Source organism: Rhodopseudomonas pentothenatexigens (genome assembly GCF_900218015.1).
In the GTDB taxonomy this organism is placed as follows: Bacteria; Pseudomonadota; Alphaproteobacteria; order Rhizobiales; family Xanthobacteraceae; genus Rhodopseudomonas; species Rhodopseudomonas pentothenatexigens.
The window spans coordinates 101,403-116,193 of sequence record NZ_UFQQ01000014.1 but is presented as its reverse complement, the minus strand read 5'-3'; the positions used below and the strand labels follow the sequence as shown (position 1 = coordinate 116,193).

Genomic DNA, 14,791 nt, shown 5'->3' with positions numbered 1-14,791 from the left:
CCCTCTCCCCGCTTGCGGGGAGAGGGCTGGGGTGAGGGGGCGTCTCCGCGAGTCTCGATTGCTCGGCCGCGTCGAGACGCCCCCTCACCCGGATTGCTGCGCAATCCGACCTCTCCCCGCGCGCGGGGAGAGGTTAGCCCGTGCTCGGCGCGCACGCCTTGCAGCACAGCCACTCACTACATATGCCCGACTTCGTCGGGCACTTCGTAGAACGTCGGATGGCGATAGATCTTGGACTCGGCCGGCTCGAACAGCATGCCGGCCTCGGCCGGATCGCTGGCGGTGATCGCGTTCGACGGCACCACCCAGATCGACAGGCCTTCGCCGCGGCGGGTGTAGATGTCGCGCGCGGCCTGCAGCGCCAGCGTGGCGTCGGCGGCGTGCAGCGAGCCGACGTGCTTGTGCGCGAGGCCATTGCGGCTGCGGATGAAGACCTCCCACAGCTGCGTGTTCGGCGTGGTCATCGTGATGTCCTCCCGGAGGATCGTCGCGGCGATTACGCCGCCAGTTTCTTCTTGCGCTTCTCGGCGTAGGCGGCAGCCGCCTCGCGCACCCAGGCGCCGTCGTCGTGCGCCTTGCGCCGCGCCGCCATCCGGTCGCGGTTGCACGGGCCGTTGCCGGCGAGCACCTGCTTGAACTCGTCCCACGGAACCTCGCCGTACTCCCAATGCCCGGTCGCGTCGTTCTGCTTCAGATCGGGATCGGGCAGCGTCAGGCCGAGATAATGCGCCTGCGGCACGGTGGCATCGACGAATTTCTGGCGCAGCTCGTCGTTGGAGAACCGCTTGATCTTCCACTTGGTCGACGTGTCGCTGTGCTGGCTGGCCTGATCCGGGGGGCCGAACATCATCAGGCACGGCCACCACCAGCGGTTCAGCGCGTCCTGCGCCAGCGCCTTCTGCTCGGCCGAGCCTTTGGCCAACGTCAGCATGATCTCGTAGCCCTGGCGCTGGTGGAACGACTCCTCCTTGCAGACGCGGATCATCGCCCGCGCATACGGCCCGTAGGAGCAGCGGCACAGCGGGATCTGGTTCATGATCGCGGCGCCGTCGACCAGCCAGCCGATCGCGCCCATGTCGGCCCAGGTCAGGGTCGGGTAGTTGAAGATCGACGAGTACTTGGCCTTGCCGCTCAGCAGCTGGTCGACCAGCTCCTCGCGCGAGGCGCCGAGAGTTTCGGCGGCGGCGTAGAGATACAGGCCGTGGCCGCACTCGTCCTGGACCTTGGCGAGCAGCGCCGCCTTGCGCCGCAGTGTCGGCGCGCGGGTGATCCAATTGCCTTCCGGCAGCATGCCGACGATTTCGGAATGCGCATGCTGGGAGATCTGACGAACAAGAGTCTTGCGATAGGCCGCCGGCATCCAGTCGTTCGGCTCGATCCGCTCCTCGGCGTCGATCCGCGCCTGGAACCGCGCCGCCCGTTCGGCGTCCTCGATGTTCCGCTCGTCACCGTCGGACACGTTCAGTGCCTGGGTGTACATGGCGATCTCCTCCGGAGTTGTTGGAAATATAATTGACCAATTGGACGGTCAATGCAAGTGTCGGAACCGATCACCCATGGTGCGTCGCAACGCACTGTCCGCCAGCAGGATTCCAACAGCCCATGGCGCGCACGCGAGCCACCGACTACGACGATAAACGCCGCGGCATTCTCAGCCGTTCCGCGCGGCTGTTCGCCGAACACGGCTACACCGGCACCTCGATCACCATGATCGCCGATGCCTGCGGCGTCTCCAAGGCGCTGATGTATCACTACTACCCGTCGAAGGACGCGGTGCTGTTCGATCTGCTCGAAGATCACCTGCAGCACCTGGTCACGGTCGTCGACGCCGCAACGCAGAGCGAAAGCACTCCGAGCGAAAGACTGTTTGCGATTTCGGCGGCGCTACTCGAAGCCTATCGCGGCGCCGACGCCGAACATCAGGTGCAGATCTCCAGCCTGAAGCTGCTGCCGCCGGAGCAGCAGGACGTGTTGAAGGCGCTGGAGCGGAAGCTGGTCGTCTCGATGTCGGATGCGATCGCCGCTGCGATTCCGGCCGCGGCCGCCAAGCCGGAGCTGCTGAAGCCGCTGACGATGTCGCTGTTCGGCATGCTGAACTGGCACTACCTCTGGTTCCGCGAAGGCAGGGGTCTGTCACGTGAGACTTACGCGCAGATGGTGACCACGCTGATGATCGCCGGCGCCGAACAGGCGATCGACGCGATCACCGTGCCGCCGGGCAAAGCCGAGCGCGCAACGCCGCGGAAGAAGAGCGAGCGGGCGGCGGTGGCGCGGCAGGCGTAGGTCGAACGCCTCTCCCCTCGTCATTCCGGGGCGCGCGCAGCGCGAACCCGGAATCTCAGCCACCCAGAACAACCTCGGGATTCCGGGTTCGCGAGCTGATCGCTCGCGCCCCGGAATGACGGGACTTGGCGGGTGGGCTGCGCCGAAATCGTTTGTATCAGCGCGACACGACTTTTCTAAAAGTAAGCTCGCCCCCTCCCCAGTCATTCCGGGGCGCGCCGACAGGCGCGAGCCCGGAATCTCAGCAACGCAGAACAACCTCGGGATTCCGGGTTCGCTCGCTAACGCGAGCGCCCCGGAATGACGGGGACAAGGTGCCATCAAAAAGAAAGGCCCGCGCGAGCGGGCCGAGGTCGGGAGGAACAGCGAGCCTCGATCACGCGAGGCTCGGGGTCGTCAGCAGCGGCGTCAGGCCGACTTGCTGAAAGTCTTGGCGAAGTTGTCCTGCACCGACTTGGCGCCGTCGCTGACCAGTCTGCCGAAATACTCGGTGGCGAACTTGGCGCGCGACACCAGCACTTCGCCCTGCGAACGCGCAAGGTCGGACTGGATCTGGAACGCCTCGTTCACCGACTTCGCCGACGCCAGCTTGTCGATGCCGGAGAAGAACGCTTCGGTGTCCTGATAGATCGCCTGCTGGATGTTGCGGGTGATCTTGGCAGCTTCGCTCACCGAATTGGTGACGGTTTCCTCGATCACCGAGGTCACCTTCTCCGAACCGGCGTGGAAATCCGCGGCCTTCTCCTTGGCGGTGCCGGCGGCACGCTTGACGAAGTCGCGGGCGGCTTCCGGAACCTCGAGGGTCTGGAAGTTCTTGAACGCGTCGGTCACCGGCTGAAACGCCTGCTTGACGCTGTCGGCCACCGTTTCGGTCGCCTGGGTGTAGCTCTCGTGATTAGCAGCATCGGTCATCTGAAATCTCCATCCTCGTTGGCTGAGCTATGGTCTTCCCGTCCGAACTGCGGCCCGGGCAGGTAAAATATGACATAAACCATGTTGCACTGCAACATGAATGTTGCACCGCACCAGAAATCCCGTTAAACCATTAAATTCAAACAGGTCTTTGAGACGACAACGCAATCAGAACGTGCTGATTGGGCATCTAACCCGAATTTGGCGTTCGCCGGGCTAGCCTTTCGGCTTCCCTGCCTTCGCCGGCTGCGCCGCGGCAGCGAGTTCGTCGAGGCGGCGCTCGACCTCGGCCAGCCGGGCGCTGAATTCCTGCATCTGCGCGCGCGACGGCAGATTCATACCGGCGAGGTATTTGTCCATCATCTCGGCGAACTGCTTGTGGGCCTCGGCGGAAACGCCGCCGACCTGCTGCGCCACCTTGCCGATCTCCGGCGACGCCAGCGCCTGATTGGCGAACGCCGCAAAGCCCTTGCTCATCTCCCCGAACATCGCCTGCCATGCCGCTGCCGGATCGTTGTCCTTATCGGCCATTGCCGTCTCCTCTCGTTGCCCTGCGCGGCACGCCGCGCGACGACGTTTTAGCGGGTGGCGACGGCGTAGGCGAAGCCAAACGGACCGGAGCGATCGAACGGGGCGAATTCGCCCTCTGGCTGCGCGAGCCGGTCGGCGATCGCCCACAGCACCGCCGGATTGACCACCAGTCCGATATGGCTGGCGAGCACCACCTCGATGTTCTCGGCGCGGGCCGACGGCATTAAATGGGAAGTGCGCCAGTTCACGATACCGTCGGTGCGCGAATAGATCGAGGTCGCCGGCACCGGCATCTCTCCGCCGAGCGGCTCGAGGTCCTCGAGATGGACCTCGCTCAGTTCCTCGCCCGACAGCTTTTCGTAGATCCGCTTGGCGTTGGTAGCGGAGACGTCGCCTGTGAACGGACTGCCGAGGGTGATGATGTCGCGCACCATTTCGGGCGCATGCAGCGCCAGGTCCCGGGCATAGACACCGCCGAGGCTCCACCCCACCAGACTGACCTTGCGACCGGTCGCCTCGTGAACGGCGGTGAGCCGGCGCCGCAGCTTGGCCCGCATCCGGTAGATTCCGCCGAGATTGCGCCCGAGCTCCCAGGCGAACACCTGATAGCCGAGTTGCTTCAGGTAGCGCCGCATCGGCGCGGTCGACAGGTCGCTGGCGAGCAGCCCGGGCAGCACCAGCACAGGATGGCCGTCGCCGCGCGGGGCCTGCAGCAGCAGCGGCGACAGCAGCAGGCTGGCGTTGAATTCGAAGAAGCTGCGCGCCTCGGCGAGCAGCAGCGCCACGCTCGGCGGCTTCAGCCGCTCGCGCTTCACGCCAGCGCCGCTGTCGACGGGCATCGCGCCTCCAAATGGTCGCTTACTTCTTGTCCTTGGTCAGCGCGCTGCCGAGGCCGGTCATCGAGATGAACATCTCGCCGAACCGTTCGGCGAGCTTCGGATCGAAGGTGAACCAGGTCTTCATCAACGCCTCGGGCGACACCTTCTCGATGTTCGACAGCATCTGCTCCTGGAGCTTGTCCATCACCGCGGTCTGCATGGGCTGCACGTCGGGAAGCCCGAAGAACTGCCGCGCTTCCTCCGGCGTGCAATCGATCTCGACGTTGACTTTCATGGCAGCTCCACAGTCCTGCATTGACGCATCAACCAGTATCGCCGCGACTGGTGCCGCGATGCAAGCGATCCGACGCGCAGGCAGGTCGCTTCAACCGAAGCGTTCGGCGGAGAACGGACGCGGATCGGTCAGCGGCTGTTCGCCGGTCATCATCTCGGCGAGCAGCCGTCCGGTTACCGGGCCGAGCGTCAAGCCGTGATGCTGGTGGCCGAAATCGAACCACAGGCCGGGATGGCGCGGCGCGCGGCCGATCAGCGGCAGCATGTCCGGCAGGCACGGCCGCGACCCCATCCACGGCTGAGGCTCGATGGTGTCGCCGAGCGGGAACAGCGCGCGCGCCACCGGCAGCGTCTGCGCGACCTGCACCGGCGACGGCGGCGCGTCGCGTCGCGCGAACTCGGCGCCGGTGGTGAGGCGGATGCCGCGATTCATCGGCGCCAGCAGATAGCCGCGATCGGCATCGAGCACCGCGTGCTGCAGGCTGGCATTGCCGCGCGGGGCGAGATGGACGTGGTAGCCGCGCTTGACGCCGAGCGGAAAGCGATAGCCGAGCGGCCTGAACACCAGGTCCGACCACGGCCCCATTGCCACCACCGCCTCGCGCGCAGTGACGATGCCGAGCTCGGTCGCGACCCGCCAGCCGCCCTCCTCCTGCTGCAGCGTGCGCGCGTCGCCCTTGACGAAGCGGCCGCCGCGCCGCGAGAACAGCGCCGCATAGGCTTTCACCAGTCCGCCGGGATCGGGGATCGAACCGGGCTCCAGCCAGTGGATCGCACCGGCGAAATCGCCGGACAGATTCGGCTCGCGCTCGGCGATGCCGCGCTGGTCGAGCACATCGGCGACGACGCCGAACTGCCGCGCCCGTTCGAGATCGCCGAGCGCCTTGGCGAAGCTGTTCGGCGAACGGAACAGTTTGATCCAGCCGGTCTTGCGCAACAATTCCGGGACGCCGGCTTCGGCGATCAGCGCCTCGTGCTCGGCGAGGCTGCGCCGGATCAGCGGCAACGCCGCCTTGGCCGTCTCCGCCGCGCGCCGCGGCGACGAGGCGAGAAAATAGCGCACCAGCCAGGGCAGGAATTCGGGAATGCCGGAGATCTGATAGTGCGCATCGGCCGAGCCGTTCAGCGCATAGCGCAGCAGGTGGCCGACATCGCGCGGAAACATGTAGGGAAACACCGAGGCGCATTCGATCAACCCGGCATTGCCGTAGCTGGTTTCATCGCCCGCGGTGCCGTTGCGATCGACCAGCACCACGTCGCGGCCGCGGCGCTGCAGATGTAACGCAGCGCAGACACCGACGATGCCTGCGCCGAGCACCACGACATCGGTCTCGTTCCGCCTCATGGTTCCGAGTTAAGCGCATCGACGCGATTTCGCAAACGCCAAACCGGATTTGCAATGGTGCCATAACGGCGCATCGTGACTGAAGCGGACCGCTTGCCGAGGGCATCGTCATCGGCAGCTCAAAGGCCGGGCAACGCGCTGCATTCGGCATCATTGCGACGAACAGAGTCATCGGTCTGCGACGCCGGATGTCGGGACGATGACGAATCGCGGGCGCCGAAAACAAAATGGCGGGCCACTCGGCCCGCCATCGTTGTCGGAATGTCGCAGCCCTGTTCAGCTCGGCTTCAGCGCCGGCGAGCCGTGCTCCATCTCGTAGTCCTCGATCTGCTTGGCGCGATCGGACTCCATCGCGGCGCGGTGGTCGGTGCCGATCGCCACATACACCGCCGGCAGCACGAACAGCGTGAACAGCGTGCCGATCATCATGCCAGACACCACCACGAGGCCGATCGAGAACCGGCTGGCGGCGCCCGCGCCCGAGGCGGTGAGCAGCGGCAGCAGGCCGGTCACCATCGCGGCGGTGGTCATCAGGATCGGCCGCAGCCGCACCCGCGCCGCCTGTTCGATCGCGGTGCGCTTGTCCAGCGCCTCCTTGATCTGCAATTCGCGCGCGAACTCGACCATCAGGATGCCGTGCTTGCTGATCAGGCCGACCAGCGTCAGCAGACCGACCTGGGTGTAGATGTTGATCGTCGCCACGCCGAAGAACAGCGGGATCAAAGCGCCCGAGATCGCCATCGGCACCGAGATCATGATCACCAGCGGGTCGCGCAGACTTTCGAACTGAGCGGCCAGCACCAGGAAGATGATGATCAGCGCGAAGCCGAAGGTGATGGCGAGCTGGTTGCCTTCCTGCACGTATTGCCGCGCGTCGGCGAGGTAGTCGTGGCTGAAGCCCGACGGCAGGTTCTTGGACTGCTGTTCGAGGAAGTCGACAGCCTGTCCGACGGTGACGCCCGGCATCGGCACCGCCTGGAAGGTCGCCGAATTGAGCTGGTTGAAGTGCGTCAGCGCGTTCGGATCGGTCGCGGTCTCGATCTTCACCAGCGTCGACAGCGGCACCTGCTGGCCACTGGCGTTCGGCACGTAGAAGCCGTCGAGCGATTGCGGCGTCAGCCGGTCGGCCCGCGGCACCTGCGGGATGACTTGATACGACCGGCCTTCGAGGTTGAAGCGGTTGACGTAGTTGCCGCCCAGCAGCGTCGCCAGCGTGGTGCCGAGCCGCTGCATGTTGATGCCGAGGTCGCTGGCCTTGGTGCGGTCGATCGTGACCCGAACCACAGGCTGGTTGAAGTCGAGGTCGCTGTCGGCGACGATGAACAGACCGCTCTTGCGCGCGGCGTCCTTCAGCTTGACCATCTCCTCGTAGACGGCACGGAAGCCGGCGGTGGAGTTGATCACCATCTGGATCGGCAGGCCGCCCGGACCGCCGGGCAGCGGCGGCAGGTTGAAGGCGAAGGCGTTGACGCCCTCGATCTTGCTGAGCTCGGCCTGCACCAGCGGTTTGAGCTGCATCGCGGTGCGCTTGCGCTCGTCCCACGGCTTCAGCAGCATGCCGGCGATGCCGTTGTTCGGGCCCGACGTGCCGTTGAGGATGAAGCGCAGGTCGGTCTCCGGGAAACTGGCATAGGCCTTGTCGAGCTTCTCGCCGTAGTAATTCGCGTAGTCGATGTTGGCGTATTTCGGCGCCTTGGTCACCGCGAACACGATGCCCTGATCCTCTTCGGGCGCCAGCTCCTTGGCCGTATTCATGTACATGAAGCCGACGAGGCCGAGGATCACCACGGCGAACATCGCGGTGATCGGCCGGTAGTCGAGCGAGCGGTCGAGTTGCCGGCCATACCAGCGCGTGACCGAGCTGAACACCTGGTCGACCTTGCGGGCGAACCAGCCCTGGTTGTCCTGATGCTTGAGCAGCACCGAGCACATCATCGGCGACAGCGTCAGCGCGATGATGCCGGACACGATCACCGCACCGGCGAGCGTGAAGGCGAATTCGCGGAACAGCGCGCCGGTGAGGCCGCCGAGGAAGCCGATCGGGGCGTACACCGCGGCCAGCGTGATCGTCATCGAGATCACCGGGCCGACGATTTCGCGAGCGCCGATCAGCGACGCCTGGACCGGACTCTTGCCCTCCTCGAGATGGCGGTGGATGTTCTCGACCACCACGATGGCGTCGTCGACCACGAGGCCGATCGCCAGCACCATGGCCAGCAGCGTCAGCAGGTTGATGGAGAATCCCATCGCCAGCATCGCGGTGCAGACGCCGATCAGCGACAGCGGGATCGTCACCACCGGAATGATCACCGAGCGGAACGAGGCCAGGAACAGGAAGATCACCACGATGACGATGCCGACCGCTTCGATCAGCGTCTTCTCCACCTCGTCGATCGACGAGCGGATGAACTTGGTCGAATCGTAGGCCACCTTCATGTGCATCGACGGCGGCAGGTTGCGCTCGATTTCCGGGAACAGCGCGCGCACGCCGGTGACGATGTTGAGCGGGTTGCCCTGCGGGGTGGCCTGCACGCCGATGAAGATCGCGCGCTCGCCGGAGAACGCCACGCTGCTGTCGGTGCTCTGCGCCGCCAGCTCGACGGTGGCGACGTCCTCCATCCGCACGAAGCCGCCGTCCTTGGCCTTGACGATCATGCGTTTGAACTGATCGACGTTCTGCAGGTCGGTGTTGGTGGTGATGTTGGAGACGGTCAGATAGCCCTTGGTCTGACCGGCGGCCGCCTGGAAATTGTTGGCCTGGATCGCCGCCGAGATGTCGGACGCCGACACCCCGCGCCCCGCCATCCGCAGCGGATCGAGCCAGATCCGCATCGCGAAGGTCTGGCCGCCGAGAATGTCGGCGGAGGCGACGCCGTCGACCGTCGACAGCACCGGCTGCACCACGCGCGTCAGATAGTCGGAGATCGCCGACCCCGACAATTCGTTGCTGGAGAAGCCGATATACATCACCGCGGTGGTCTGGCCGGTGGATTTGACGATCACCGGATCGTTGGCTTCCTTCGGGATCAGGTATTTGACCGAATTCACCTTGGCCAGCACTTCGGTCAGCGCCTGGTTCGGATCGAAGTTGAGCTTGACGTAGACCGTGATCAGGCTCTGGCCTTGGGTCGACGACGAGGTGATGTAGTCGACGCCCTCGGCCGAAGCGACCGCCTGCTCCAGCGGGGTGGTGATGAAGCCCTGCATCAGGTCCGGCGAGGCGCCCGGATACGCCGTGGTGATGGTCACCACGGTGTTGGACAGCTTGGGATATTGCCGGATCGGCAGCGTCATCGCGGCGCGAAAACCGATCAGCAGGATCAGCATGCTGACCACCAGCGACAGCACCGGCCGTTTGATGAAGATGTCTGTGAGGACCATGCGGACGCTCCGTGGCGCACGCCTCTCGCGCGGCGCGCGGCGAGGCTGCGGTTGAGTTGTCTCCGGACGGCGCCGATCGCCGGCCGGACCTGTTCGATGCGCGCGGGCCGCTTTCGGCCGTCAGTAGCGCGGCGGCGTCTTCGGCTGCGGCGGCGGCGGATCGGTCGAGATCGCCACCGCGGCGCCCGACTGCAGCTTGAGCTGGCCGACCGCGACGACGCGATCACCCGGCTTCACCCCGGTCAGGATCACGGCGCGGCCGTTGATGCGGTCGCCGGTGCGCACGAAGGTCCGCACCGCCGTGAGCTTGCTCTGGCCGTCGTCGCCCTTCTCGTCCTTGATCAGAAAGACGGAGTCGCCATACAGCGTGTAGTCGACCGCGGTCTCCGGCACGGTGATCACCGCCGGCTTGTCCGGCAGCACCACGGTGGTGGTCGCGAACATGCCCGGCCGCAGCACCCGGCCCGGATTGTCGAGCGTCGCCTGCACCCGGATGTTGCGGGTGTCGGTCGAGATCTGCGGCTCGATCGTGGTGATCTTGCCGTCGAACACCCGCCCCGGATAGGCGTCGACCGTGACGCGGACGGCCTGGCCGACCGCCAGGGTGCCGGAATCCTTTTCGGTCACGGTGAAGTTGGCGAACACCCGCGTCAGGTCGGTCAGCGTCACGATCTGGGTGCCGGCGCTGAGATACTGGCCGACTTCGACGTGACGGACGCCGAGCACGCCGTCGAACGGTGCGCGCACCGTCTTCTGCGAGATCAGCGCTTCGGTCTTGGCAATGCCCGCATTGGCCTGATCGAACGCGGCCTGCGCCGAATCGACCGTCGCCTGCGGGCCGAACTGCCGCGCGGCGAGCTGCTTGGCGCGGTCGAGCGACAGCTCGGCGACCTTGGCCTGGGCGCGGAAGTTGGCGAGATCGGCCTGCTCGGTCTGGTCGAACAGCTTGACCAGCGGCGTCCCCGATTTGACCTCGGAGCCGGCCTCGAACAGGATGTCGGTGATCCGCCCGGAGACGTCGGTGGTGACGTTGACCTGGTGCACGGCGGCGAGATCGCCGACCGCGGTCAGCAGATTGGGCAGCACTTCGGACTTCGCCTCGGCGACCGTGACGGTGATCGGCGGCGGTTTGTTGTTGGCGAAGAACTGCGCGATCATGTGGTTGCGGAAGGCGTTGAAGCCGACCAGGCCGCCGACCAGCAGAGCCAGCAGCAGTCCGACGATGATGAACCAGCGGACCTTCCGCACCGGGCGCGGGCGCGGCTTCTCGCTGGAGCTCCGCGCCGACGGCGGAGTTTCTGTCGCAAGCGTCATGTCATGCACTTTCTGTCGTTTCCGCCCGAATCCGGTCCGGCGAGAACTCGCGGTCGAGATGGACGGCAATTACGGCTTCGTTCAGACCAATTCCACGTAGGATGAATTCGCACATCTGGCGCTCGAGACCGGCGGCATCGCCGTAGCTCAGGCACGGCACCGACGGCAGCCGCGCCAGCGCCGCCATCAACAAGGTGTGGTGGGCGAACCAGAACAGGTTCATCGGCTCTTCACCGATCCGGACCGCGTCGCCGGCTGCCACCGCCCGCTCCAGCGACGCCACGAAGGTGCGCCCGATCAGGCCGGAGACCTTCTCGTAGACCAGACGCGCGAACTCGCCGTCGTCGAGCTGGCTCGACACCAGCAGGCGCAGCCGCTGATCTTCCTCCTGGTCGGGCTGATCGGAGGCGTGCAGGAAGTGCAGCACCATCTCCCGCACCACCACCACCAGTGTTTCGGTGGACGGCTCCGCCCCGAGCAGATCCACCAGCGCCGGATCGGCCTCGCATTCGCAGGCCAGGATTTCGGCATACAGCGCCGCCTTGCTCGGGAAATGCTTGAACAGCAACCCCTCCGAGATCGACGCGGCGGCCGCGACGCTCTTGGTGGTGGTCCCTGCAAAGCCGTTCCGGGCAAAGCAACGTTTGGCTGCGCCCAGGATCAGTTCCCGGCGCAAATCGCTCGTCATGCGCAGTGAAGTCATTTTGTGAGTAGGCACTCACCTTGGCAATTGTCAATCAGGATCGCTGCGACGCACTAAATCGTGAGGATTGAGATTGGCTGAAGAGGAACCCGCGCACCGCCCGCCAACGTCGCCCCGGCTGGTCGAGGCAGGAGACCGGCCGGCGCCTGACATGCGGCGGGCCGGTTCCATCCGCAAGGGCGGGGCTGCGAATTTCCCGGACGTTTCGGCAACGTCGTAAATCGCTTATAGACATCAAAAACGGGAATGACATGGAAACGGCCCCAGCAGAGCTCGCGGAAGCGTTCGATCTCGCACGTCTGACGCCCGACTTTTATGACGACCCCTACCCGACCTATCAGGCGCTGCGGACGCACCAGCCGGTCAAGCGGCTGGCCGGCGGGGGCTACTTCCTGACCCGCTACGAGGATCTTGTCGCGGTGTACAAGAACACCGCGCTGTTCTCGTCGGACAAGAAGCGGGAGTTTGCACCGAAATACGGCGATTCCCTGCTGTTCGAGCACCACACCACCAGCCTGGTGTTCAACGACCCGCCATCCCATACCAGAGTAAGGCGATTGATCATGGGGGCGCTGACGCCGCGGGCGATCGCCGGCATGGAGCCGGAGCTGATCGCGCTGGTCGACCGGCTGCTGGATGCCATGGCCGACAAAGGCCGGGTCGACCTGATCGAGGATTTTGCCGCGGCGATCCCGATCGAGGTGATCGGCAATCTGCTCGGCGTGCCGCACCACGAGCGCGCGCCGCTGCGCGAATGGTCGCTGGCGATCCTCGGCGCGCTCGAGCCGGTGATCGGGGCGGACACCTTCAATCGGGGCAACGAGGCGGTCGGCGAGTTTCTCGGCTATCTCGACACCCTGATCGCCCGCCGCGCCGCCGCGCCCGGCGATCCGGAGCGCGATGTGCTGACCCGGCTGATTCAGGGTGAGGCCGGTGGCGAGAAGCTCTCCTCCAAGGAGCTGCTGCACAACTGCATCTTCCTGCTCAACGCCGGCCACGAGACCACCACCAATCTGATCGGCAACGGCCTGGTGACGCTCGCGGCCAATCCCGACCAGAAGCAGCGGCTGCTTGCCGAGCCGGCGCTGATCAAGACCGCGGTCGAGGAAATCCTGCGCTACGAGAGCTCCAACCAGCTCGGTAATCGCATCACCACCGCAGAGGTCGAGATCGGCGGCGTGACGATGCCGGCGAACACCTCGCTGACGCTGTGCATCGGCGCCGCCAATCGCGATCCGGCGCAATTTGCCGATCCCGACAGGTTCGACGTGGCCCGCAGCCCGAACCGCCATCTCGCCTTCGCCTCGGGGCCGCATCAATGCGCCGGCATGGCGCTGGCGCGGCTGGAGGGCGCGATCGCGCTGTCGCGGTTTCTCGCCCGCTTCCCGGACTACGCGCTCGACGGTGTCCCCCGGCGCGGCGGCAGAGTTCGTTTCCGCGGCTATCTCAACGTCCCCTGCCGGCTCGGCTGACGGTCGCGCTCGCTCATCGGCCCGTCACATTCGCCTGCGAAGGCTGTGCCCCGCGGGGGCAGATCGTCGCACCGACGCCCGGCATGCAACCGGTGGCGGTGCTTCCGGATTTCGACCAACATGGGCCGAGATTCGTCCGGGCGACGCAGGCGGCACTTTCAAGAAGCGAGGCGCAGTGAATCGAGCGACGATGAAGCAGAGCGCCTTGCGCCGGGTCGGGTCCCCCGCCCTCCTCAGTCTGGCGACGATCCTCGCCGTGGTCGCTTCGGCACCTGACGCGGACGCCAAGCGGGCGCGCCCTGCAGCGACCACCGAAGCGATCGCCCCGCGCGAGGCCGGTGAGCCGGTGATGGCGATCGTCTCGATCAAGGGCCAGCGGGTGACGCTGTACGATGCCGAGGGCTGGATCTATCGCGCGCCGGTCTCGACCGGCACCACCGGGCGCGAGACTCCGGCGGGCGTGTTCGCCGTGGTCGAGAAGGATAAGGACCACCGCTCGACGATGTACGACGACGCCTGGATGCCGCACATGCTGCGCATCACCTGGAACGGGGTCGCGTTGCACGGTGGTCCGCTGCCCGGCTATCCGGCGTCGCATGGCTGCGTGCGGATGCCTTACAGTTTCGCAGAGCGGATTTTCGACAGGGCCAAGATCGGACTGCGGGTGATCGTATCGCCCGAGGACGCCGCGCCGGTCGACATCAGCCATCCGGTGCTGTTCTCGCCGAGCGCCGAGGCGCTGGCCGCCGCACCGGGTCGCGCGGAGACGCTGACGCGTGAAGCGGCCGAGGCGGCCCGGGCGGCCGAAGACGCCAAGGCGGCCGCGGCAGCCGCGGTGCGCGCGCTGAAGCCGCTCAAGCCGTCGCTGCGCAATCTGGAGCGCGAGAAGGCGCGCGCCGAGGCGGCGCTGAAGGCCGCCGACAAGGTGCTGATCGCCGCCAAGACCGACGACGCCAGGGCCAAGGCCGAAGAGCGGCAGCAGAAGGCGGCGCAGCGCCTGGGCGAAGCCACGACCCAGCTCGAAACCGCGAAAGCCGACGCCGACGCCAAACAGGCGACCGCGGTCGCCACCAAGGAGGCTGCGAAAGCAGCCGCGGCGAAAAAGGCGGAAACCGAAAAGCTCGCCACCAGCGCCAGGCTCGCGCTGGAGCCGGCCTCGATCTACGTCAGCCGCGCGACCCAGAAGCTGTATGTCCGGCGCAACACCCGCAAGCCGCTGCCGGACGGCGGCGAACTGTTCGACTCGTCGATCGAGGTGCCGGTGACGATCCGCGATCCCGACCGTCCGATCGGCACCCACATCTTTACAGCGATGGCCAAGGACGAGACCGGCCTGCGCTGGAGCGCGGTCACGATCGAGACCGCGGACAGCGCCAAGAGCGCGCTCGACCGCATCACCATCCCCCAGGAGGTACTCGACCAGATCGGCCCGACCGCCCTGCCGCGCTCCTCGATCGTCATTTCCGACGAGCCGCTGAGCGCCGAAACCAACTATCGCACCGAGTTCGTCGCGGTGCTGAGCGACCAGCCGCAGGGCGGATTCATTACGCGCAAGCCGACCCGGGAGGAGGTCCCGGTGGCCAGCAGCGACGATTGGGACGACGGCGGCTTCGGCTTCTTCTTCCAGCGGATGGAGCAACGCGCCCCCGATCCGCGGCGGCGCGGCCGCTATGGCGAAGGCTATTACCGCCAGCCGCAAGACTACTATCGCCGGGAGCAGCCGGGCTGGTGGTAGCGC

13 protein-coding genes are annotated in these 14,791 nt (G+C 66.2%); 3 read left to right on the top strand and 10 right to left on the bottom strand.

Annotated features, from left to right (window positions below):
• Positions 1-176 precede the first annotated feature (176 nt).
• A complete protein-coding gene (gene paaB, locus DWA33_RS14970; protein ID WP_011159305.1) occupies positions 177-464 on the bottom strand; it encodes a 1,2-phenylacetyl-CoA epoxidase subunit PaaB in 288 nt (95 codons plus the stop codon).
• Between the two features lie 32 nt (positions 465-496).
• Positions 497-1,480 carry a 1,2-phenylacetyl-CoA epoxidase subunit PaaA gene (paaA, locus tag DWA33_RS14965; protein ID WP_114358865.1) on the bottom strand — a complete coding sequence of 328 codons (984 nt, stop codon included), beginning with the start codon at positions 1,478-1,480 and terminating at the stop codon, positions 497-499.
• A gap of 122 nt (positions 1,481-1,602) precedes the next feature.
• On the opposite strand from paaA, the gene DWA33_RS14960 reads away from it, so the two are divergent.
• Positions 1,603-2,283 carry a TetR/AcrR family transcriptional regulator gene (locus DWA33_RS14960; RefSeq protein ID WP_114358864.1) on the top strand — a complete coding sequence of 227 codons (681 nt, stop codon included), beginning with the start codon at positions 1,603-1,605 and terminating at the stop codon, positions 2,281-2,283.
• Positions 2,284-2,691: 408 nt separating this feature from the next.
• Here the strand turns inward: DWA33_RS14960 and DWA33_RS14955 are convergent, their stop codons facing one another.
• From DWA33_RS14955 to DWA33_RS14920, 8 genes are all read right to left on the bottom strand, one after another.
• Complete coding sequence (locus DWA33_RS14955) at positions 2,692-3,195, bottom strand: phasin (protein WP_114358863.1); 504 nt, start codon at positions 3,193-3,195, stop codon at positions 2,692-2,694.
• A gap of 216 nt (positions 3,196-3,411) precedes the next feature.
• The gene (locus DWA33_RS14950; RefSeq protein WP_114358862.1) at positions 3,412-3,726 is read right to left on the bottom strand and encodes a poly(R)-hydroxyalkanoic acid synthase subunit PhaE; all 315 of its coding nucleotides are present in this window, start codon (positions 3,724-3,726) and stop codon (positions 3,412-3,414) included.
• Positions 3,727-3,773: 47 nt separating this feature from the next.
• On the bottom strand, positions 3,774-4,565 hold the full coding sequence (locus tag DWA33_RS14945) for an alpha/beta hydrolase family protein (protein WP_114358861.1): 792 nt from the start codon (positions 4,563-4,565) through the stop codon (positions 3,774-3,776).
• Between the two features lie 19 nt (positions 4,566-4,584).
• A complete protein-coding gene (locus DWA33_RS14940; RefSeq protein ID WP_011159311.1) occupies positions 4,585-4,839 on the bottom strand; it encodes a DUF6489 family protein in 255 nt (84 codons plus the stop codon).
• Positions 4,840-4,929: 90 nt separating this feature from the next.
• Complete coding sequence (locus DWA33_RS14935) at positions 4,930-6,183, bottom strand: FAD-dependent oxidoreductase (RefSeq protein ID WP_114358860.1); 1,254 nt, start codon at positions 6,181-6,183, stop codon at positions 4,930-4,932.
• Positions 6,184-6,459: 276 nt separating this feature from the next.
• On the bottom strand, positions 6,460-9,564 hold the full coding sequence (locus DWA33_RS14930) for a MexW/MexI family multidrug efflux RND transporter permease subunit (protein WP_114358859.1): 3,105 nt from the start codon (positions 9,562-9,564) through the stop codon (positions 6,460-6,462).
• Between the two features lie 120 nt (positions 9,565-9,684).
• Positions 9,685-10,878 (bottom strand): efflux RND transporter periplasmic adaptor subunit, encoded by a 1,194-nt coding sequence (locus DWA33_RS14925; RefSeq protein ID WP_114358858.1) that lies wholly within the window; start codon positions 10,876-10,878, stop codon positions 9,685-9,687.
• Between the two features lies 1 nt (position 10,879).
• A complete protein-coding gene (locus DWA33_RS14920) occupies positions 10,880-11,581 on the bottom strand; it encodes a TetR/AcrR family transcriptional regulator (protein WP_114358857.1) in 702 nt (233 codons plus the stop codon).
• A 251-nt stretch (positions 11,582-11,832) separates the two neighbouring features.
• On the opposite strand from DWA33_RS14920, the gene DWA33_RS14915 reads away from it, so the two are divergent.
• Entirely contained in the window at positions 11,833-13,053 is a 1,221-nt protein-coding gene (locus tag DWA33_RS14915; RefSeq protein ID WP_114358856.1) for a cytochrome P450, read from the top strand.
• A gap of 190 nt (positions 13,054-13,243) precedes the next feature.
• On the top strand, positions 13,244-14,788 hold the full coding sequence (locus tag DWA33_RS14910) for a L,D-transpeptidase (RefSeq protein ID WP_181902419.1): 1,545 nt from the start codon (positions 13,244-13,246) through the stop codon (positions 14,786-14,788).
• Positions 14,789-14,791 lie beyond the last annotated feature (3 nt).